The organism is Halomonas sp. Bachu 37, from assembly GCF_039691755.1.
Taxonomy (GTDB): domain Bacteria; phylum Pseudomonadota; class Gammaproteobacteria; order Pseudomonadales; family Halomonadaceae; genus Vreelandella; species Vreelandella kashgarensis.
The window spans coordinates 104669-126420 of the sequence record NZ_CP137552.1 but is presented as its reverse complement, the minus strand read 5'-3'; the positions used below and the strand labels follow the sequence as shown (position 1 = coordinate 126420).

21 protein-coding genes are annotated in these 21752 nt (G+C 59.3%); 8 read left to right on the top strand and 13 right to left on the bottom strand.

All coding sequences use genetic code 11. From position 1 onward, the window contains the following. Window positions 1-44 precede the first annotated feature (44 nt). From R5M92_RS00585 to R5M92_RS00530, 12 genes are all read right to left on the bottom strand, one after another. Window positions 45-1340, bottom strand: a complete 1296-nt coding sequence (locus R5M92_RS00585; protein ID WP_346799191.1) for a methyl-accepting chemotaxis protein — start codon at window positions 1338-1340, stop codon at window positions 45-47. A gap of 294 nt (window positions 1341-1634) precedes the next feature. Further along, window positions 1635-2126 carry a chemotaxis protein CheW gene (locus R5M92_RS00580; RefSeq protein WP_346797078.1) on the bottom strand — a complete coding sequence of 164 codons (492 nt, stop codon included), beginning with the start codon at window positions 2124-2126 and terminating at the stop codon, window positions 1635-1637. Next, window positions 2123-4234 carry a chemotaxis protein CheA gene (gene cheA, locus R5M92_RS00575; RefSeq protein WP_346797077.1) on the bottom strand — a complete coding sequence of 704 codons (2112 nt, stop codon included), beginning with the start codon at window positions 4232-4234 and terminating at the stop codon, window positions 2123-2125. Before cheA ends, R5M92_RS00580 begins: the two co-directional genes overlap by 4 nt. Window positions 4235-4258: 24 nt before the next feature. Then, window positions 4259-5215 carry a flagellar motor protein MotB gene (motB, locus tag R5M92_RS00570; protein WP_346797076.1) on the bottom strand — a complete coding sequence of 319 codons (957 nt, stop codon included), beginning with the start codon at window positions 5213-5215 and terminating at the stop codon, window positions 4259-4261. Continuing rightward, a complete protein-coding gene (motA, locus tag R5M92_RS00565) occupies window positions 5212-6081 on the bottom strand; it encodes a flagellar motor stator protein MotA (protein WP_346797075.1) in 870 nt (289 codons plus the stop codon). The genes motB and motA overlap by 4 nt, the downstream gene beginning before the upstream one ends. A 246-nt stretch (window positions 6082-6327) precedes the next feature. Further along, complete coding sequence (gene flhC / locus R5M92_RS00560; protein ID WP_346797074.1) at window positions 6328-6864, bottom strand: flagellar transcriptional regulator FlhC; 537 nt, start codon at window positions 6862-6864, stop codon at window positions 6328-6330. Then, window positions 6861-7193, bottom strand: a complete 333-nt coding sequence (gene flhD, locus R5M92_RS00555) for a flagellar transcriptional regulator FlhD (protein WP_346797073.1) — start codon at window positions 7191-7193, stop codon at window positions 6861-6863. The genes flhC and flhD overlap by 4 nt, the downstream gene beginning before the upstream one ends. A gap of 172 nt (window positions 7194-7365) precedes the next feature. Next, on the bottom strand, window positions 7366-7650 hold the full coding sequence (locus R5M92_RS00550) for an EscU/YscU/HrcU family type III secretion system export apparatus switch protein (RefSeq protein WP_346797072.1): 285 nt from the start codon (window positions 7648-7650) through the stop codon (window positions 7366-7368). Next, entirely contained in the window at window positions 7634-8914 is a 1281-nt protein-coding gene (locus R5M92_RS00545; RefSeq protein WP_346797071.1) for a flagellar hook-length control protein FliK, read from the bottom strand. The genes R5M92_RS00550 and R5M92_RS00545 overlap by 17 nt, the downstream gene beginning before the upstream one ends. Continuing rightward, entirely contained in the window at window positions 8911-9321 is a 411-nt protein-coding gene (gene fliT / locus R5M92_RS00540) for a flagellar protein FliT (RefSeq protein ID WP_346797070.1), read from the bottom strand. Before fliT ends, R5M92_RS00545 begins: the two co-directional genes overlap by 4 nt. 7 nt (window positions 9322-9328) lie before the next feature. Next, on the bottom strand, window positions 9329-9742 hold the full coding sequence (fliS, locus tag R5M92_RS00535) for a flagellar export chaperone FliS (protein WP_346797069.1): 414 nt from the start codon (window positions 9740-9742) through the stop codon (window positions 9329-9331). Between the two features lie 189 nt (window positions 9743-9931). Beyond that, on the bottom strand, window positions 9932-11635 hold the full coding sequence (locus R5M92_RS00530) for an HD domain-containing phosphohydrolase (protein ID WP_346797068.1): 1704 nt from the start codon (window positions 11633-11635) through the stop codon (window positions 9932-9934). A gap of 346 nt (window positions 11636-11981) precedes the next feature. On the opposite strand from R5M92_RS00530, the gene R5M92_RS00525 reads away from it, so the two are divergent. Both R5M92_RS00525 and R5M92_RS00520 read left to right on the top strand, forming a co-directional pair. Beyond that, the gene (locus R5M92_RS00525; RefSeq protein WP_346797067.1) at window positions 11982-13649 is read left to right on the top strand and encodes a methyl-accepting chemotaxis protein; all 1668 of its coding nucleotides are present in this window, start codon (window positions 11982-11984) and stop codon (window positions 13647-13649) included. Window positions 13650-13870: 221 nt separating this feature from the next. Then, window positions 13871-14239 carry a flagellar protein FlaG gene (locus R5M92_RS00520; protein WP_346797066.1) on the top strand — a complete coding sequence of 123 codons (369 nt, stop codon included), beginning with the start codon at window positions 13871-13873 and terminating at the stop codon, window positions 14237-14239. 15 nt (window positions 14240-14254) lie between these two features. Here R5M92_RS00520 and fliE read toward each other — a convergent pair whose 3' ends face one another. Further along, a complete protein-coding gene (gene fliE, locus R5M92_RS00515) occupies window positions 14255-14584 on the bottom strand; it encodes a flagellar hook-basal body complex protein FliE (RefSeq protein ID WP_346797065.1) in 330 nt (109 codons plus the stop codon). A 256-nt stretch (window positions 14585-14840) separates the two neighbouring features. Between fliE and fliF the strand changes: the two genes are divergently transcribed. Genes fliF through R5M92_RS00485 form a run of 6 tightly spaced genes read left to right on the top strand, consistent with a single transcriptional unit; the run spans window position 14841 to window position 21665 of the window. Next, complete coding sequence (fliF, locus tag R5M92_RS00510; protein ID WP_346797064.1) at window positions 14841-16622, top strand: flagellar basal-body MS-ring/collar protein FliF; 1782 nt, start codon at window positions 14841-14843, stop codon at window positions 16620-16622. A gap of 6 nt (window positions 16623-16628) precedes the next feature. Then, window positions 16629-17636, top strand: coding sequence for a flagellar motor switch protein FliG (fliG, locus tag R5M92_RS00505; RefSeq protein ID WP_346797063.1), 1008 nt, complete (start codon window positions 16629-16631; stop codon window positions 17634-17636). Next, on the top strand, window positions 17629-18393 hold the full coding sequence (locus tag R5M92_RS00500; RefSeq protein WP_346797062.1) for a flagellar assembly protein FliH: 765 nt from the start codon (window positions 17629-17631) through the stop codon (window positions 18391-18393). Before fliG ends, R5M92_RS00500 begins: the two co-directional genes overlap by 8 nt. A gap of 16 nt (window positions 18394-18409) precedes the next feature. After that, window positions 18410-19804: a flagellar protein export ATPase FliI gene (gene fliI, locus R5M92_RS00495; protein ID WP_346797061.1), complete on the top strand. Its 1395-nt coding sequence runs from the start codon at window positions 18410-18412 to the stop codon at window positions 19802-19804. Then, complete coding sequence (gene fliJ, locus R5M92_RS00490; protein ID WP_346797060.1) at window positions 19801-20256, top strand: flagellar export protein FliJ; 456 nt, start codon at window positions 19801-19803, stop codon at window positions 20254-20256. The genes fliI and fliJ overlap by 4 nt, the downstream gene beginning before the upstream one ends. A gap of 17 nt (window positions 20257-20273) precedes the next feature. Continuing rightward, window positions 20274-21665: a flagellar hook-length control protein FliK gene (locus tag R5M92_RS00485; RefSeq protein ID WP_346797059.1), complete on the top strand. Its 1392-nt coding sequence runs from the start codon at window positions 20274-20276 to the stop codon at window positions 21663-21665. The last annotated feature ends 87 nt before the right edge of the window (window positions 21666-21752 follow it).

The window sequence follows — 21752 nt, the reverse complement described above, 5'->3', positions numbered from 1 at the left end:
CCTTTATTTTTTTATCGTTCAGGGGAGTGCCGAATGTATCGGTCTTAAAAGGTTTCCCACTCTTCTTCCAGCTCGCGTTCACGCACATGACGCGGCTGGGAAGCCGGCTTCTGGGACGTCGCAAGCGAGGCGACGGAAGGCGGCACGAGGCTCGCCGTCGGCGAGGACATCAGCGCGGTATCCAGCTGGAACCGGACCACCGCTTCCTGCAGGCGCCCTGCTTCTTCTTCCAGTTCGTTGGCGCTGCGTGCCGCCTGCTGTACCAGTTCGGCATTCTGCTGGGTGACCTGGTCCATCTGGGCGACCGCCTGGTTTACCTGGGTGATGCCGTTGCTCTGCTCTTCGGACGCCGCCGCGATTTCGTCCATGATGTCGCTGACACGCTGTACCGCCGCCACCAGGCTCTGCATGGTCTGGCCGGCCTGATTGACGCGTTCGGTACCGCTATCCACCCTGGTCACGGAGGCGTCGATCAGATCGCGGATCTCGCGGGCGGCATTGGCGCTGCGGCTGGCCAGGCTGCGCACTTCTTCGGCGACCACGGCGAAGCCCCGTCCATGCTCACCGGCACGGGCGGCTTCCACCGAGGCATTCAGCGCCAGGATGTTGGTCTGGAAAGCGATGTTGTCGATCACCTTGATGATATCGGCCATCTGGTGCGAACTGGCGCTGATGTCCTGCATGGTATCGACGATCTGGCTCACTTCATCACCGCTACGCCGTGCGGTACGCGTGGCATCGGCGGCCAGCTGCGTTGCCTGGCGGGCATTCTCGGCGTTATGGCCTACCGTGGAGGCGAGTTGCTCCATGCTGGAAGCCGTCTCTTCCAGCGAGGATGCCTGCTGCTCGGTACGCGAGGAGAGGTCGTTGTTGCCGTGAGCGATATGCTGCGCGCGCTGGAAAATGGTCTCGCCGCTGTGGCGTACCACGCCGACGGTCTCGGAGAGCCCCTCCTGCATATGCGCCATGGCGATGTATAAACGACCGATCTCGTTATTGCCGGGCGAGACGATACGCTGGCTCAAGTCGCCCTGGGCCATGCGTTCGAAATAGCCCACCAGGTTATCGAGCGGTCGCAGCACGTTCACCGCCACGCCCCACATGACGATGACCACCGTCACCAGCGTCATGAGGATCACGCCCAGCAGCGCCCAGCGCACATAGCTGCTGAACTGAATAAAGGCGGCCTGCTGATCGCCAAGTCCACTGCCCGACGCTCCCTGGACGATCTCCGCTCCATGATTCAGGGCATATAGACCAATTCCACTGGCAAGCACTACCAGAAAGGAAAAGGTGGCCAGCACCAATGCCCAACTCAGACGTACCGTCATGTTATTCATTATTTGCCGTATTAGCTGTGTCACACATTGCTCCTCGATGCAGGCCTTGCAGACTGGCGCACTCGAGGCGCCATCCTTGGCGGTGAAGAATGCGTGAACCGAATGACAAAACGTCGGCGCCATCCCAGGCTGCCCACTTCCGTTTGACCCTGATGTGCTGCGGGTTTCTGTGCTGCTGAGTTCGTACTTCGGGTTTTCGTGTACTACTGGTTTTCATGTACTACTGGTTTTTACTAAAAACTCTTCAGTACTGCTGATTCCCGGCTTTTGATTCCAGTACTACTGGTTCCAGTACTACTGGTTGCTGGTGGTATCGACCAGCGCCATTTCTTCACTGGTCAGCAGCTTGTCGATATCCACCAGCACCAGCATGCGATCGTCCAGGCTGCCGAGGCCGCTGAGGAAGTCCGACGACAGCGTGACGCCGAATTCCGGTGCCGGCTTGATCTGTTCCGGTGTAAGCATCATGACGTCCGAAACCCCATCCACGACGATACCGACGATGCGATCCGCGACGTTGACCACGATCACCACGGTCTGGCCACCGTATTCGACGCTGTCCAGATGGAACTTGATGCGCAAGTCGACGATCGGCACGATTACGCCGCGCAGGTTGGTCACGCCCTTGATGAAATCCGGTGCATTGGCGATGCGAGTGACGTTTTCGTATCCGCGAATCTCCTGCACCTTGAGAATATCGATGGCGTACTCTTCCTCACCCAACGAGAACACCAGAAACTCACGGTTTTCGGCTTCCAGTACCGCCTCTTTATGGACTTGGCTCATGACGGCTCAGCCTCCTTGTAAAATGAAAGTGGTTGATTATTGACTGGTTTTCGAGATTCTTTCTTGACTCGGCTCAAGCGATGCAGTCCCGAGATATCCAGAATCAGGGCGACGCTGCCATCCCCGAGGATGGTGGCGGCGGAAATGCCGGGCACCTTGCGGTAGTTGTCTTCAAGATTCTTGACCACGACTTGCTGTTGTCCGACGAGTTCGTCCACCAGCATGGCGTAACGACGGCCCTCCCCCTGCACGATTACCGCGATGCTCTTGGTCGGGTCGGTAATAGCGTCCTTCACATCCAGCGCTTCATGGATGGCAATGACCGGGAGGTACTCGTCACGTACCTTGAGCACCACGTCGTCGCCGGCCATGGCGTACATGTCTTCCTGGGCAGGTTGCAGTGACTCGAGCACCGTGGAGAGCGGCAGAATGAACGTCTCCCGCCCTACCTTGATCGACATGCCATCCAGGATCGCCAGGGTCAGCGGCAGCACGATACGGGTATTCGTGCCCTCTTCCTTCTTGGACTGAATTTCGACGCGCCCACCCATGCCCTGGATGTTTCGCTTGACCACGTCCATGCCCACGCCACGCCCGGAAACATCGGTCACTTCCTTGGCGGTGGAAAAACCCGGGGCGAAGATCAACTGCCAGACTTCCTCGTCCGACATGGTATCGGAGACATTGAGGCCGCTTTCACGAGCCTTCTTCAGCAACACCTCGCGATCCATCCCAGCACCATCGTCACGTACCTCGATCAGAATATTGCCGCCCTGGTGGCGTGCCGAAAGCGTGAGCTTGCCGGTACGCGGCTTGCCCTTGGCTTCGCGGACATCGGGCATTTCGATGCCATGGTCCAGGCTGTTGCGTACCAGGTGGGTCAGTGGGTCGGTGATTCGTTCGACCAGGCTCTTGTCGAGCTCGGTGGACTTGCCCTCCGTGACCAGCTCGATCTCCTTGTTCAGCTTGCCCGCCGTATCGCGCACCACCCGGGGAAAGCGGCTGAAGACGAATTCCATGGGAATCATGCGAATCGACATGACCGCTTCCTGCAGATCCCGCGCATTGCGCTGCAGCAAGCTCATGCCATTCTGCAGCGAGCTGTTGCCTACCGACTGGTCTTCCAGGTCGCTGACGGTCTGATCCAGCATCGACTGGGTAATGATCAGCTCACCCACCAGATTGATGATCTGGTCCACCTTGTCCACCGAGACGCGGATGGAGGAGGATTCGGCGGCGGCCTTCTTGCTCTTGGGTTCGGGCTTTTTAGTTTTGGATTCGGGCTTCTGGACTGGCGGCTCGGAAGCGGCTGGGGCCGCTGGAGCCACTACAGGCTTTTCAGCGGCGGTGGGCTCCGAAGCCTGGTTCGGAGCCTGGACCTCGGCGGGAGCCGCGGCGGCGCCTGCCGCAGGACGGATCTCGATCTGCTCGGGCTCGATGATGAAACACATCACCGCTTCGATATCGTCACCGCTCACGCTACTGTCCAGCACCACTTCGTAGCGCTTTTCATCGCCCGACTGGGACTCGATCGTTCCCAGCTGCTCGAGTTCTTCCACCAGCAGGGTCCGGTCCTTCTCGCCGACATTCAGCAGGGCCACCACCAGGCCAGTCCCCTCGGATGAGCTCGACTCCGCAGTCTCTTGCGGCTGCACCGGGGCAGGCTCCTCGACAGGAGCCGGTTGCGCCGGAATGCTCGTGGCGGCCTCGAGCCCTTCGCCGATCTCTTCCAGGGCGATCTGTTGCAGAGTCTGACAGATACGTTCGAATGCCTCCTGATCCGGTTCTTCCTCACTGCGGTAGGCATTGAGCTGTTCGTGCATGATGTCTTTTGCCTCCAGAAAGGTGTCGACCAGGTCGGCCCGCAGCGTCATTTCGCCTTTACGCGCATAATCCAGCAGGTTTTCGAAGATATGGGTGGTCTTTTGCAATACCGTAAAGCCGAAGGTGCCCGCTCCTCCCTTGATCGAGTGCGCGGCACGGAAAATCGCATTGAGCTGCTCGCTATCCGGATCGTCGATATCCAGCTCAAGCAGGTGTTGCTCCATGTCGGCGAGCAACTCTTCGGCTTCTTCAAAAAACGTGTCAAAAAAATCCGTTATATCCATGCACGACCCCACCTTGATGTCTTTTTATTCAGCCGCTGGTTGGTCCCCACCCAGTTCCTGCTGTAGGTTTTCGAAAAGCTGTTCCGTACCCGCGGTCTCTTCGCCCTCTTCACTCTCCGGCATGAGCGAAGGCATGGCGGACCCGGACAGCACACCGGGGTTGCGAATGGCATCAGCCACTTCCGGTAACAACACCAGCAGTTCGATGCGCCGATTGACGGGGTCATCCGAGCTGGTATCCGGCAGGCTGGCACGATCCGCAAAGCCGGATACCCGGAGCAGCTGCGCCGGGTCCAACCCTCCCGCCACCAGTTCCCGGCGCGAGGCATTGGCCCTGTCGCTGGACAGCTCCCAATTGCTGTAGCCACGATACCCGCCGGCGTACGCCACACTATCGGTATGCCCACTGATGCTCAGGTCATTGGGCAATTCATTGAGCAGTGGCGCGATAGTGCGCAACAGGCTGCGCATGTAAGGCTCCACCCGGTCGCTACCCAACGCGAACATCGGCCTTTGCTCGGTATCCAGCAGCTGTATTCGCAGCCCCTCCGAGGTGAGGTCGAAGCGCATCTGGTTACGCAGCTGGCGCAGCTCCGGGTCCAGTTCTATGGCACTTTCGATGCGCTCCTGAACGTCCAGGAAAAAACGCCGCTGCTGCATGCTGGGGCGTGTCAACTGCCGAACGTCCAGGCGCGCCCGTTCGCCATCGCTATGGGTGGGGTCGGGCCCGCCTCCGGGAATGGCGCTGGTGCTACCCGACCGATCCCCGCCGGTGATGGCGGTGACCAATGGTGTACTAAAATACTCAGCCACACCTTGACGCTGCTCATCACTGGCCACACTCAATATCCACAGCACTAGGAAAAGCGCCATCAAGGCGGTCATGAAGTCAGCCAGGGCGATCTTCCAGGCACCGCCATGATGCTGATGAATGACTTTCTTGCGCCGAATGATGATAGGGCGCTTGTTTGACTGGCTCATGCCCCCCCGGCCTTCTTGGCGTTACGCACGTACTCTTCCAGCTCGGTAAAGCTTGGCCGTTCATCGGAGTGCAGCGCCTTGCGCCCGAACTCGACGGCAAGCTGCGGGGCGTATCCGTGCAGGCTGGCCAGAAGAGTCACGCGAATGCACTGGAGCATCTTCTCCCCTTCCTTGACCTGGCGTTCGATCCGGCTGGCCAAGGGGTTGATGAAGCCATAGCCCAGCAGGATGCCCAGGAAGGTGCCGACCAGGGCGTGGGCGATCATGACCCCCATCTGCTCGGGACCGGCATCAGCACTACTCAATGCCTTGACCACCCCCATGACCGCCGCCACGATACCGAACGCTGGCATGGCGTCGCCGACCTTGGCGATGGCATCCGCCGGAATATGCGCTTCCTGCTCGTAGGCTTCGATTTCATGCAGCATCAACTCGTCGAGTTCCATCGGTTCCATGCCGCCACTGACCATCAGGCGGAGATAGTCGGTGAGGAAATCCATGATCAGGGGATCTTCCAGGACCTTGGGATGCTCGAGGAACAACGGGCTTTCCTGTGGGTTGTCGATGTCGCGCTCCACACCCAGCATGCCCTCGCGGCGAATCTTGGATAGCAGCTTGAATTGCAGCGCCATCAGCTCCATGTACAGCGCCTTGTTGTACTTCTGGGTGCGCTTGAGCTTGCGAAACACCTTGAAGGTGGCCTTGATGGCCTTGCCATTGTTGGAGGCGATAAAGGCACCGATACCGGCTCCACCGATCATCAACAGCTCGGTGGGCTGAAAAAGCGGGCCAAGCTTGCCACCCGCCAGCACAAAGCCACCAAAAACGGATAAAAGTACAACGAGATAACCTAGCGGTATCAGCACGAGCAAAGTCCTTGCAGTCACACGATCAACGAGGTGGTTAAGGCTGGTATGGCGCTATTTCAACTTATTATACGGGCAAGAACCATGCTGCATGCCGAGAACAGCACCAGAACTCATTGGTATCTTCCCATTAGAAACCTGATGAAATAGTTCCAAACTCAGTACCACAGGATCGACTTGCGCAGCAAAAACTTGAATTTTTTTTCGTACCCAAGGCCTACGCGCCCTGTTCCCCGGCGTTTTTATTTACTGCTGGCAGGCCTTGATCGACTTGCGCGTTTTCCCTGCCCGCGAAGGAGGCTGGCAGATGCCACAGACATAATCGTGTACAGGGCTATGAGCGTGAGCGACGAAACTGCCCCCGCAACGAGAACACGCGGTCAATTGCAGAAGATCGCTTTCAAAAAAGCGCACCAGCGTCCAGGCCCGGGTCAGGCCCAGGACGGGTTCGGCGGTCTCCATCTCCAGTTGTTCGCTATAGAGCCGGTAGGCCTTGACGAAGGCATCGATCCGCTCGCACTCCGCCTGGTCTTTCAATCCCAGGAAGATATTGTAGAAAAGAGAGGAATGAATATTGGGTAGCCAGGTCACGAACCAGTCAGCGGAGAAAGGCAGCATTCCCTTGGGTGGCGACATGCCGCGCACTTCCTTGTACAACTTGATCAGGCGTGTACGGCTTAGCTCGGTTTCCGTCTCCAGAACCTGCAGTCTGGCGCCAAGCTCTATCAACTCGATAGCCAACTGCACCTGATGCATTTCATCCACTAGACTTTTTTGTGTCACTCGCGGCTCCCCGTGGTGGATTCGGGCGCCGCCTCTCCCGCCAGCAGCAAGGACGCATGCAAGCTGGAAAGCCCCTGGTCCCGGGGATTATGGGTAACCTGGCGCAAGCGATCCGCGCTCGCATGGCCGAAGTGACAGAGCAACTGGTTGGTGCGCGACAGTCGGGTGAGCTGGCGCACGCTCAGGGACATGAGCAGGTCGGCCATTTCGCCGTCAATTTTCAGCCGAAATATTCCCGCTTCGCGATCCTCACCCAGAAGCCGCTGGGCAAGGAGCAAATAGGCTAAATTCAGTTCTTGAATCTCATCGAGAAAATTTGTTTGGCTCATGATGTTCCGTCGTCAAGTCAGCCATCCATGTCTATCCCAGATGCATAGACATCTAAAGTGAAGTCACTTGACTCGATGCCCGTCGCTGTTCGTTGTGCTACAGCCACATGTCGAAAACCAAGGTTCTGGTCATGCTCATGGTTACATATATCCCATAAGGTAACCAACCACATCACTCAATGCCATGCTTGCCTTCGGACGAAAGTTCATAAACCCAGACCAGAAGTTCAGCCACGACCTGGTACAAGCTCGGCGGAACCTGGTCATCAAGATCGAGTTGCATCAACAACCCCACAAGTTCGGGGGCGTCATGGATATAAATGCCCTGACGGTCGGCTTCTGCCATGATACGTTCCGCCAGCTCGCCATACCCCTTGGCCACCACTCGGGGAGCACCATCGCCCTCCTGGTACGCCAAGGCGACCGCTTGCCTGCGGCGCTCACGTGGTGACGTCATTATCTTCCTCCAGCGCTATCAAGCGGGCACGCAATTGCACCTTACGCAAGTCCAGTGCTTCGAGGCGTTGCTGCAACTGCTCCAACCCCGCTTCCAGACGCTGATGTGTCTCCGCAACAGGCGTGGACATGTCCAGGCTCAGCACTTGGCGATGGAGCCATAGCGAGATGCTGAACTCTCCCAGGCCGGGAACGTCCAGCTGCATGTCGGAACGCCAATCGTCCTGGGTTTCCTGATGCCGTTCACCCTCGGACTCCTCGCGACGAGGCGGCAAGTTGATCACCAGAGCCATGAAGATACCCGCCCAGACATCGCCTTCCCAACGAATCGCGGGGGTTACCAGCATTTCCAGTTGCTGGCGCACCACGCCTTGCAAAGCTTCGGGAACCGGTTCCCGACTCTTGCGAGACGAAGCCAGACCCTCCAACAGCGCCTCCCGCCCTGCCGCCTCGGCGTTGCGAACTTGGGCCGCCTCGGGTCCAGTAGGATTGGGAGGGCTCGCCGCGGCCGGGGGCTGAGGACCTGCCGGCAACATCGTGGCCGGTCGATCGGCCGGAATCAAAGGCGTGTTGGGCACTATTGGCGGCCCCTGGGTATTACTGCCTCCCTGCGGCAAGGCGCCAGGCGGCACCGGGTGCGAGCCAGGCAGTGGAGCGGAGGAGGACAACGGAGCAGCCGCGGCAAGAGGAGCCGCCGAGCTCGTCACGGGCGCAGGCGCAGACGCTTGCGCCGTGCCAGGAGAAGCAAAACGCCCGACATGCATCATCTGGGGCTCGCGCAGCAGTTGCTGGCGCGGCGTCTGGCCGTGATACCAGCGATTGAGGTGCGACTCGTAGAACAAGCCGCTATCCCGAATGCTGCCTTCCATGCGTCCGGCCAGCGTGTTCGTCGAAGCCGCCTCGCCGGCTTGCATCAACGGGGCCTGGGGGCGAATGGCCGATGGTGGGGCGGGAAAGCGCAGCAATACATCCGCAATGCTACGCGCTGCAGGGCTGAAGTGGGTTTGGGTCGAGCCCGGAGGAACAGGCGAGCCTTCACCGGGCGGTAACGGCCGCGCCCCTTCCGCCGGCAAGCCGGAACGCTGCAAGGCCGGTGGCAGTAACGCAGCATTGCGTCCTTCCAGACGCGAGTCGCTATGCGCTGCACGAGGACCTTCTCCCGGCGGTATCGGATTGACTGGCTCATTGAGCAGGCGTGGCGCCGAGGGATTGCGCCCCAGCACTTGATGCAGGAGGGTATCAAGCAATGGGGTGATGCCGCTCACGTGGGCCTCTTACCGCGCTGTACTCCTTCGTCAAATTCTCCACCCCCACTCGCTTGCTGAGGCGCATAGGCTCGATGAAGATTACGCTGCCGCTGGGATACGCCGATCAGCTTGCCCAGCTCATCCCGACGTTCCATGAGGCGACGCCGAATTTCCGCATCGCACTCCAGAATACTTTCCAGCAGCTGAGCCTTTCGGCTTCGATGAGTTTCATCCAGCGTCAACAGCGTATCCAGACGACTCAGTCCTTCGACTTGAACGACATAATTCGTACGCTGTTCGATCAATTCCGCCCACTGTTCCCGGCGAGCCAGTTCCAGCATGTTGGCGGCACTCGCCAGAAGCGTCGAATAGGCTTGTATCAGCGTATCCTGTTCTTCAGCGGCGTGATTGGGGGGAGCTGACATTGGCGCCTCATGCACTCTGTTGGCCGATTTCTCGCCAGGCTGACGCGATGTCTTCCAGCAGACGCTCGGCCTGGTCCAGGCTTTCTTGATCATTATGCAGGTTTGCCGCCAGCAGTAACCGTGCGATATAGGCATACAAGGCACCCAGGCGCTCCGCCACTTCGCCCCCTTTCTCGGGATCGAGTGCAGCGGCCAGTCCGGTGTTGACGATATCTATCGCCTTGGATATGGCCTTGCCTTTTTCGGCGATGTTGCCGCCCTGCATATGGATACGTGCCGCCCGGATGGAGGCTTGAGCGCCATCGAACAGCATGACGATCAATTGATGAGGATTGGCGGACATGACGCCACTCTCTACACCGACCCGGGCGTAGGCTTTGGCTCCACGTCCATAGGCAGCGGCACCTCGGTTTGCATTCATGAATGCATCACTCCTGTTGAATGGGTATGTCCCGATGGGTCTAAACGAAAGGTAAGCAGTGACACTACCAGACAAGACCGTGAGCACGTGTCAAGCGGCAATCATTTCGCATCATTTGCCTCTAACGTTTTTATCGGCACTCATCCAGGCGACTTTAGTGATTTAGCGAAATCAAATACTCCCAGGAGATCAAGTGGAGACAGCGACTTCGCCGGTGGGCTTGCCCAGCTTTTCCTGGATGTTGCCGCGTATGGTCAACCCCAGGTTTGCTGGAGTGGGCGGCTCGGCTACTTCTGTAAGCTGCACTTCCACTGGATTGCCCCCCGCATCCAGGCGCTGAACCCAGGCCAGCTGATTGTTGGAGAAGCGTACCAGCGAGCCCACCGGCAGCACCTTGAAGTGCTCCACGTAACGCTTTATCCAGCGCGGGTCGAAATGGTGCGGATGGCGCAGCAAATGACGATAGATCTGCTGCACCGTACTTGCCGGACGATCCAGCCGATCCCGGCGCATGGCTTCCACGACATCCACGACAGCGCTGGCCCGCGCCAGTTCATGAATATTGTCGCTGGTGAGTCCCAGCGGGTAGCCGCTGCCGTCCATACGCTCATTGATACCGCCTATTACCGCCGTGGCGATCTTGCTGGAGAGCCAGGTACAACTTTTAAGCCGATCGAGCAGCAGTGGTACGTGTTCACTCAACGCCTGGCGATGGGTCGCCTCGAAATTCGAGGTACGGAACAGGACCTGGGGCACCAGGGCCTTGCCCAGATCATGAACCAGTGCACTGGCCGCGATCGCCTTGCGCACATCCTGAGGCATGTTCTCGCCGGCGATATCCAGCAAGTGAATAGCAACCGATAAACCATGCCGAACCAACAGGGGCTCCGGCGACATGCAGCGAGTGGCGAACAGCAGGGCCTGGCGATCCTCTTCGTGCAGGCTCAGCAGGCGATCGGTATAGCTGGACAACTGTCGCGAATCGATCGACTGGCCTTGTTGCAGCGAGAGGATCTGGGCATCGAGATAAGCCGCCACTCGCACCAGACGGCGCGCCATCGGGGTCGCGTAGCGCTTGGTATCCCGGCGCCCTATATTCTCACCGGCGGTGACGCTCGCCTCACGGGAAACGAACAGTGGCGACTGCAACCGGCCACCGGCCTTCTTGTCGTAACGCGATGACTCACGCTCGATTTCACAGACGAAGTACCAGATTTGCCGCTCCTGCTCCGTCGTGCAGCCAGCAAAGCGAAAGCCAACGCGTACCGAGTGGCGCTCGGGATCGGTCGACTGATGGCGTGGTTCCGCCAGTATGGTAAAGCGCTCATCGTTGGGAAAGCAGAACTCGAGCATCAATGGCGAGGATGCGGAAGACAGCACGCCACTGGCGGCAAGCGGCAATTCGAGCTGGCAGCCATCCTGGGACAGATCGCGCAAGGCGCCTTGAACGGGAACGCCTCCGTTGCCATGGAGCGAGACGATGACTTCCATTCCCATGCGTAACTCTGCTCGAAAGGAGTCGCGCCGCTGCAACAGTTCCAGGTACATGGGGTATTCACAGCAGCACAGTAACCTGCCGCCGGAGCGACGTACCTCCGTCAACGCCAGAGCCGGGGTACGCAAGAGCTTGCCCTGGGCCTGCCCCAGCAGACAGAAGCGCCTGCCCTCCTGCATGGTGACCAGCAGGTGCCCGACGGCGGACAGGTCCAGCTCCAGCATCTGCCCAATGTGCTGCTCCATCAGCACGATGGGTTCGGAGCGTATTTCGTCCTGCTCACCTTTGCCTGGCTCCAGGCGCAAGGAGACGCCACCGCCTTCGACCAGCTCCTGCAAAAACGTCTTGATGGTTGCCGGCCCTGTTATCTTTTCAAATTCGTTCGACTGCGGTGACATCCTCGCCTCGCTCTGCCTAGCCATACAAACCCTGGAACGCTGGAGCATACCAGATGCTGCCTTTAGCGACTCGCTTCCTTACCGCTTGTCGCATCACGCTTTCGAAGATGACTTTGCTTCTCACGACGGACACGACCATGCTCCGCGCGCGCGCCAACAAGAAGAAAGATTCCTGATTCAGGTCAAATTTCGGTTTCTTTAAACGCTCAAAATGCCACGTTTTTTTGCGCATAATTACTTAATAGTTACTATCTAATGCTTGCCGACACTCACGGCTAAGCCTGTTTTCTTTCCGTTACCCACAACATGCCAGCATCAGCTTGGCGGCTATCAGGATGGTTCGCTCATGCCACGTAACGACCAGGACACCTTTTCGCTGCGGGAATTGCGCGACGATGACGTACTGATATCCAAGACGGACCTACAAAGCCGGATCACCTATGCCAACCAGCGTTTCATAGAGATCAGCGGCTACAGTTATCAGGAACTTCACGGCTCTCTGCACAATATCGTGCGTCACCCCGACATGCCCAAGATGGCGTTCGAGGACATGTGGAGAGACCTGGAATCGGGTAAATACTGGTCGGGACTGGTAAAGAACCGACGCAAGGATGGTAGCCACTACTGGGTAAGAGCCAATGTGGTGCCGGTTCGAGAGAACAATCGAACTACCGGCTACGTTTCGATACGCGTCAAGCCCGATGCCCACGCCGTGGCGCAAACGGAGAAGGTGTACCGCAGCCTGCAGAATGGGGAACAGCGCTATCGTATTCGCCACGGCAGCGCTTACCGCCGCGGCATGATCCATCGTCTGCTACAGGCTTCCGGGGGGAATCAGCATGCCCGCGCCGCCCTGGCCAGCCTGACGATCGTCTCGTTGGTGACTGCCATAGGGACAGGCAGCAGCCTCACGACACTCACCAGCCAGGGGAGCTTGGCCTTCGCGGGGCTTGGCCTGCTGACGGGAGGCCTGCTCGGCTACAATCACTGGCATCAGCACAAGCGGCTACAGCGACTGCTTCACCTGACTACCGATTTCTCTCTCCAGTTGGCGGCCGGTAATCTGGCGGCCCAGCCCCAGCAGGCTGGAAGAAAAGCGACCCGACACACCTTCGCCACGATGGGGTTCATGCGCCAATCGCTGGAGGCGTTGATCAGTAACATCAGTCATCGAGTCGATGTCGTCAGGCCATCAGTGGAAGCGCTAGTGGCAAGCAACGCCGCCATGGCGGCCCGTATAGAGCAGCAGGCTTCTGCCGTGCAGCAGACTGCGGCCAGCACGGAGCAGATATCATCGACCGTCGCCCAGAGCGCCGATAATGCGCAATTGGCCAGCCAGGCCTCGCTGAACAACGTGCAAGAAGTGGATCATGCCAATCGCATCATTCAGCAGCTGACCTTGTCGATGGAAAGCATTACTCAACACACCGACAACATGTCCGGCATCATCAGCACGATCGACGATATTGCCTTTCAAACCAACATCCTGGCCTTGAATGCTTCGGTGGAAGCGGCACGTGCCGGAGAGCATGGTCGCGGCTTTGCCGTGGTCGCCCAGGAGGTGCGCAAGCTGGCAGAGCAATCGGCCCAGGCGGCACAACAGGTTCAGCAGTTGATACTGCAATCGCAGCAAGGAGTACATACCGGCAGGGAAAATGCCCAGGAGGCGGAGCAGGCCATGAACAGCATTCGCCAAGCCAGTCACCGGGTCAATGATCTGATGGGAGAGATCAGCGCCGCCGCCAGAGAACAGAGCGAAGGCATCGCTCAGATAAGCCAGGCCATCACGGAAATCGATCGCGCCACTCAGGATAGCGCTCTCAGCATGCAGGGATACAACCGTGCGGCCCGGTCGCTGCGAGACGAGATCAATGGCCTCGCTCACAGCACCTTCGCTTTCCTGCCGGGAGAAAAGCTCCTTGATGCACACTCCTTGCTGGCACCTCCCCCGCACCGTCGCGCCATGGCTCCACCGTCACTTCCCGCCGCTGACACAACCGAACAAGATTTCTAAAGCTTTTTCCTGAGGCGCCGAAATAATTAGAAGAGGTCCGCCAAAAGCGATAGGCGGCGACTTCGATCCGATAATGAAACCGGCTGAAGACTAGTACACAGACAACAGCTGAATGAGACACAAACACAAGCTGATGGCCTGGACAAGAATGGTAAGAGTCGTTTCGCGTAGCTGGTTTCTCCCCATCCGCTAAAGTAAAAATTAAAATAGGGAATACCACCATGAGTTCACCTTTGACCGATGCGACATCCAACCTGGCGTCATCCGCTCTGCACGACCTGTCACCCCGCCAGCGACTGGAAAGTGCACTGGAAAAACTTCCGGCTCCCGGCAGCGTATTGGGCCAGGCGCAGGGCAACACCAAGGCAGTTACCCCTGGCGAACTGGTCGAGCCCATTCAGCGTATCAATGAAGTCATGCGCAAGCATGGTATCGAGTTCGACATGAGCGAGGGTTCCTCGCGAGTGATAACGCGTATCGTGGATCGCGACTCGGGTGATGTGATTCGCCAGATTCCCGCCGAGGAAGTACTGCGAGTGGCGGAACATCTCGATGAGCTCCAAGGCCGGCTGCTTCATCTCCAGGCCTGAACAGAACCGGTAGGCTTACACCTGCATGTTCATTACGTCCCGGTAAGACGTCACGAGGCGGTTACGCACTTGTAAGCCCATCTGGAACGCGACGCTGGATTTTTGCATATCCACCATCAGGTCATTCAGCTCGATATTGGGATCGCCAGCCTGGAAAGCCTCGGCCTTGGCGTTTGCGCTTTTCTGCAACTGGTTGATGCGCTGAATGGAAGCCTGAAGTTCGCTACCGAACCCTCCTTGCCCCACCGCAGCGGCCGAATGCGCCCCATTTAGCTGCTGTCCCGCCGCCTGCGAGGCCAATCCTTGCATTTGTTGCAGTGCCGCCTGAATTGCGGGTGAGCTCATTTGCATGCCTCAGTAGCAGAAAAATGAAATAATGGCAGAAGATTAACATTAGAAAGCTAAGCCCCATACGCGCAAATACGTGTAGAAAGCCAAGCTTTTCTTTCCTTTAGGGTGGACTCAGCAACGGATAATGGCGTCCATCATAATTCCGCCTCATCCTTTTGGCGGACAACCGCGATTGACGGATGCAGCCTATGCCTTCTTTGTTGATGTGCCTGGGCCGCCTGCTCGCTTGTAATACCCCCGGGAGGGCTGCATGAGCGAGGCCAGCGCGGCGACGGGCCGTCAGAGTAGCACGACCAATATCCCCCCCAGAGATGGGGCGAATGATAGCGACAAGAACACTGCCGGCTTCAACCGTTTTTCCCAACAGTTACGCGGCAATCCATTAGTCGCCCTGTTGATAGCAGGGGCGGCGAGCATCGCTATCGTAGCCGCCCTGTTCATGTGGGCGAGCAGTCCCGATTATCGCGTGCTCTACAGCAATCTGGACGAAGCTGACGGTGGCCGGATCATTACCGAGCTGGACAGCCGGGCCATCCCCTATCGCTTCAGCGAAGGGGGACAGGCGCTGCTGGTGCCCAGCGAGCACGTCCATACGCTGCGCTTGCAACTTGCCGAGCAGGGGCTTCCCCGTGGCGGAAATGTCGGTTTCGAGCTGATGCAGGATCAAGCCTTCGGCATCAGCCAGTTCGCCGAACAGGTCAATTTTCAGCGCGCCCTGGAAGGGGAGCTGTCTCGTTCCATCGAATCCCTGGGGCCGGTGGAGCGCGCTCGCGTCCATCTATCGATGGCCAAGCCATCGGTATTCGTGCGCGACCGCGAACCCGCCAAGGCGTCCGTGGTGCTGACCATGCGATCCGGCCGAGTACTAGGAGAAGGCCAGGTCAGCGCCATGGTCCACATGGTGTCCAGCAGCGTACCTGAACTGGCTGCGGAAGACGTCACCATCGTCGACCAGGATGGTCGCCTGCTGTCCACCAGCTCCAGAGGCAACAACGACCTGGATGGCTCCCAGCTGGAGTACATCGCCGAAGTCGAACGCTCTTATCAGCGGCGCATCGAACACATTCTGACTCCCATCCTGGGAAGAGATAACGTGCGAGCGCAGGTTGCGGCACAAATCGACTTTTCGCGTCGCGAAGCCACATCCGAGCGCTATGGCCCCAACCAGCCACCCAATGAAGCGGCCGTTCGTAGCCGTCAGTCCAGCCTCTCCTATGATGGTGAAGACCCGACCGGCATGGGCATTCCCGGCGCCCTGAGCAATACACCGCCGGGCAGCGCCCTTTCCATGATCAACCTTCCCGGCGCGGAAGCAGAGGAGGGAGAGGAAGGCGAGAGCGAAAACAATGCCCAGCAAGACAACCTGGAAACCCTGCGCAACCTCCGTCAGGACGATGTCATCAACTACGAGGTAGATCGCAGCATCGAGCATGTCCAGCACCGGCTGGGCCAGGTCGAACGCCTGACCGCCGCCGTCGTGGTCAACTTCCGCGATGAAATCAATGAAGAGGGCGAGTGGGAGCGCATCCCCTTGAGCGAGCTGGAAATCCAGCAGATCGAAAGCTTGACCCGCCAGGCCATGGGCTTTTCACCCGGGCGGGGCGATGCGGTGGAAGTGGTCAACAGTCCCTTTACCCGGGACGAGGAAGAAGCGCCTGTGGAGTGGTGGGAGCGCCAGGACGTTCTCGAACTGGCCGCCACCCTGGGACGCTACTTGCTCGTGGCGCTGGCCGTTCTGCTCCTGTATCTGCTGATCCTGCGCCCGCTGATCAAGCGCTACACCCAGCAACCGGTGATAGCGACCGCCCCTGTCGGCAGTTTCAAGGCTAGTGTGGGCGATGAGACCAACGAGGAAAGCGAACGTGCCGGCGAAGGGGAAGAAAGCGGCGATGAGACCTATACCAAGCCGCCGCGTCGTCGCCGCAAGACCTCGCTGTACGAACATAATCTCAATGATCTGCGCGAAATGGCACAAGAAGACCCACGCATGGTCGCGATGATCATTCGCAGCTGGATGGGCAAGAATGAGTAATCAAGCATGAGTAGCTCGATCGCGGAAATGAGCGGCGTACGCAAGAGCGCCATCCTTCTGTTGGCACTGGATGAAGACAGCGCCGCCGAAGTCTTCAAATACCTGGGCGCCAATGAAGTCCAGGAAATCAGTATGGAAATGGCGCGACTGCAGCAGGTCTCCCACGAGGAGATGAAGAAGGTTCTCGAAGCGTTCCATAACGAAACCGAGGAATTCGTGGCGCTCAATCTCAATTCCAGCGACCACATTCGTTCGGTGTTGACCAAGGCCCTGGGCAGCGAGCGCGCCACCAGCCTGATCGAGGATATTCTCGAGACCACCGGCAGCAACTCCGGCATCGACGCGCTGAATCTGATGGAAGCGTCAATGGTGTCGGAGCTGATACGCGACGAACACCCACAGATCATCGCCACGATCCTGGTCCACCTCGAGCGCCATCAAGCTGCCAATATCCTGGAGCTGTTCGACGACAAACTGCGTAACGACGTGGTGCTTAGGGTGGCGACCTTCAGCGGGGTCCAGCCGGCGGCATTGCAGGAACTTACCGAAGTCCTGTCCAGCATGCTCGAAGGCCAGAACCTCAAGCGCAGCAAGATGGGTGGCGTGAGAACCGCGGCCGAAATCCTCAACCTGATGAATTCCAGTCAGGAAGAAGTGGCGATCGAGACAGTCCGGGCACACAGCGAAGACCTGGCCCAGCGCATCATCGACGAGATGTTCCTGTTCGAGAACCTGCTCGACCTGGACAACCGTGCGATTCAGCTGGTGCTGCAGGAAGTGGATACCAACTCCCTGGTAATCGCCCTCAAGGGAGCCCAGGACGCGCTCGTCGACAAGTTCCTGCGCAACATGTCCCAACGTGCCGCCGATCTGGTGCGCGAAGACATGGAAGCCCGCGGTCCGATCCGGGTTTCACAGGTCGAGACGGAACAGAAGACCATCCTCCAGGTGGTGCGCCGCCTGGCCGATGCCGGCGAGATAGTGTTGGCCGGTGGAGACGATGCTTATGTCTGAGACGCGCTCACCCAGCTTCGATCGCCGCAACGACTGGCGCCGCTGGCAGATGGAGGAATTACCGCGCTCGGAGTCGGGACGCAATCCGGATGCTGCGGAAAGCCCGACGGCCCAGCAGCGCAAGGCCCAGGCCGCCAAGAAAGCCGCCGAGCAGGCCCGCCAGCGCGAACAGCAGGAGCTGCGCAAGCGCTACGACGAGATACGCCGCGAGGCGCAGGAGAAAGGCTATCACGACGGCTTTTCCCAGGGTCACGGCGAAGGATTGAATCAAGGACTCGAAGAGGGGCGCCAGCAAGCCAGGAAAGAATTGGATGCTCAGATGAAGGCGGCGCTGGCTCCTATCGAGGCCTTGGCAAAACATTTCTCTCAAGCACTGGAAAAGCTCGACGAAGAAATTGCCCATGACCTGGTGGAACTGGCGTTGGCAACGGGGCGCCAACTGGCCGAAGACGCACTCGAGGCGTCGCCGGAGCACATCCTGGACGTCGTGCAAAAGCTGCTGCACACCGATCCCCCCTTGACCGGCCAGCAACGGCTCTGGCTCAACCCCGAGGATTGCCAGCGAGTGGCCGAGCATCTGGGCCAGGAACTTGAAGCCGCAGGCTGGAAACTGCAGCCCGATGCCCAGCTGGGGCGTGGAGGATGTCGTATAACCAACGCCAATGGCGAATTGGATGCCACCTTCGAGAGTCGTTGGCAGGCCGTGAAATCGCAGGCACGGCAACGTCCTCCTGCCGTCTCATCGGCCAGCTCCTAGCCTCATGGAAACGCTCATGCCGGATATGTCCTCAAGCTTTCACCATCAGCGTTGGCAACAAGCACTGCGCCGCACGCGCCAGCGGGTGGCCGGCCTGCCTGGCCACCAGGTCAGCGGGCGGGTCATCCGGGCTACCGGCATGGTGATCGAAGTCGTCGGTCTGCGGGTTGCCGTAGGCAGCGCCTGTCGCATCGAGCTGCCACACACCGAAACCGTGGCTAGTCACGCAGTGTATGCCGAGGCCGAAGTGGTGGGGTTTGCCGGTGAGAAGCTGTTCCTGATGCCCCTGGAGGAGATCTCGGGGCTGATGCCCGGTGCGCGAGTGACGCCGCTCAGCGAAGGCAGCGGGCTCAGCGCCCGACGCTTTCCGCTCGGCGAAGCATTGCTGGGAAGAGTGCTGGATGGCAACGGTAACCCTCTCGATGACCGCGAAAGCGTGGAGGAGTGTCCGCGGGCAACACTGACGACCGCTCCCTTGAATCCCCTTTCGCGGGCTCCTATCGAGGATCAGATCGATGTCGGCATACGCGCCATCAATGCCTTGTTGAGCGTTGGTCGTGGGCAGCGCATGGGGCTTTTCGCCGGTTCCGGGGTGGGTAAATCGGTGTTGCTGGGGATGATGGCACGCTATACCCAGGCGGATGTCATCGTCGTCGGGTTAATCGGCGAACGCGGCCGCGAAGTGCAGGATTTCATCGATAATATTCTTGGCCCCGAAGGTCGTCGGCGCGCCGTGGTAGTTGCCGCACCGGCGGACACGTCGCCACTGCAACGCCTGCAAGGGGCCTCTTATGCCACGCGCCTGGCGGAGGGTTTTCGCGACGAAGGCCGCAACGTGCTGTTGATCATGGATTCGCTGACGCGCTACGCCATGGCCCAACGTGAAATCGCCCTGGCCATCGGCGAGCCTCCCGCCACCAAGGGCTATCCGCCCTCGGTCTTCGCCAAGCTGCCGGGCCTGGTGGAGCGGGCCGGCAATGCCGAGCGCGGCGGCGGCTCCATTACCGCCTTCTATACGGTTCTTACCGAAGGGGACGATCAGCAGGACCCGATAGCGGACTCGGCCCGCGCCATTCTCGATGGCCATATCGTGCTTTCCCGCACCCTGGCCGAAGCCGGACACTACCCGGCAATCGATATCGAGGCGTCCATCAGCCGTGCCATGACCGCCATCACCGATACGGACCAGCAGCGCTGGTCCCAAGTATTCAAGCGTCTGTTTTCCCGCTACCAGCGCAATCGCGACTTGATCAGCGTGGGTGCCTACTCCCCGGGGCACGATCCCCAACTGGATGAGGCCGTGCAACGCTTTCCGGCGCTGGAAAGCTTCCTTCAACAAGGCATGGAAGAATGTGCGACCATGCAGGAGTCGCGTCAAGCTCTGGCAGCCGTCGTCGGAGGACATAAATGAGTACATCGCAACTTGACATGTTGATTGGCCTTGCCCGTGATGCCCGTGACCAGGCTGGGCAAGCCTTGGCCAGCGAAAGGCTCACGGAGAAACAGACCCTTTCGCAGCTGGACTCGCTGGGACGTTACCGACAGGAATATGCGCAACGCCTGCAGTCGGCCATGAGCCAGGGAATCGACCCGGCGAGCATGTACAATTACCAGCAATTTCTCGCCTCGCTGGATGCCGCCCTGGTTCGTGCGCGCCAGGCCCTGGCATCCCAGCAGCAACGCGTCTCCCAGAGTCAGAATCAGTGGCGTCAGGAGCAGCAACGCCTCTCCTCCTACGATACACTGGCGACAAGACGCGCCTGGCAAGAGCAGCATCGCGAAAACAAGCTTGAGCAGAAAACCAACGATGATCTGGTCAACAGCCGTTTGGCACGTCATCGCACCCACTCCAACGACCATTAATGCGCCAGGGGACTGACATGGATATTCAACAGTTGCTTTCAGCCACCCAAGGTCATACCAAGACCCTGGCCTCTCGCAATGGGAGCGGTGAACCTGCGGGACAGTTCTCGCAGGCGCTGAGTCAAGCCTCACGGGTTGGCAGCCAGGCCGAGCCTCAAGTACTGGGCTACATTCGCCTGGGCGAGGCGACCGAGGGTATCGATCAAGCTTCGGTAACGCTTGGCGCGGACGAGCTGGCCGCTCATCTCGAGTCCCTGGGGCTCAAGCTCAGTGAAAAGCAACTGCAGGCACTGCTCGAACAGCCGGTCCAGTCCCTGGAAAACCCGGTGCTCGAATCCTCGGCCGCCGTTGACGAAGTACGCACGGCCTTGGCTGAAACCGCTTCACGATTGAACTTGCTGGCGCAATTCAGCGAGCTGGAAGCGAATCCAGAAGCCTTGCCGGTCTCTCTGGAAGAGCTTGCTCTCTTGGCTTCCCAGATGAAAGAAGCTTCTGCTGCGGAAGGCACCCGGATCGACTTGCCAAGCGCTGGTGATGCGGCGGAAACGACAATGATGGCGCTACAGCCTCTGGTTCAGCAGCTCTCGGGGCAGACGCTTGCCGCCACGTCCGCCGATACAGCGAGCACGCTGAATGTTCCAGCGTCATCCGCCAACCCGGCCCAGCGTCTCGCCTCGATGCTGGAATCTCTCGCGGCGACGCAGAGAGGCAACGCCAACGATGGCAAGGCAGCCCAGGCCAGCGCTCCGCTCGAATGGCAGAACACGCCACTGCTCCGCCCCGGCAGCGAGCCCATGACGGCATCCGTCGCCGCGGCCCTGACGGGCAACTCTTCATTGCCTGGCAGTGGTCCGGGAGCAAACAGCACGGCCAGTAGCGGGTCCGCAGGAGAAGGCTCGCTGCTGCCAGGCGCTGCGCCATTGGCCTCTGCTCCGAGCGCCACGTCGCCAGCCTTGGCCACAACCGCCACGCTTTCCACCCCTGTGAATCAACAAGGCTGGTCCCAGCAGCTAGGCCAGCAGTTGGTGCAGTTCGCTCAACGCGGGGGTGAGCAACAGATCAAGATGCAGCTGCACCCGGCAGAACTGGGTCCGCTTTCGATCTCCTTGAAGATGAGTGAACAGGGCGCGCAGGCGCATTTCGTCTCCGCTCATGCCCAGGTGCGTCAAGTGCTTGAACAGGCCATACCTCACCTACGTGAGGCCTTGGCCGAACAAGGCATCTCGCTGGGAGAGACATCCGTGGGCGACCAATCCGGCGAGCAGGCGCAGTCTTTCGCCGAACAGCACAAGCTGGCCCAGGGAAGTGCTAGCGCAGGCAATGGCGGCACGGTCGAGCTGGAAAACCCGCCCCGGCCACCCTCCATGGCAAATGTGGCTCTGGATGGTCGCGTGGATCTCTATGCCTAAGCCGAGTGCAAGCGAACCATTAAAGATATGTAGTTAAAACTTGAGATAGGCTGGCCCCTCCGGCCTGTTCGTTTCATCATCAACAAT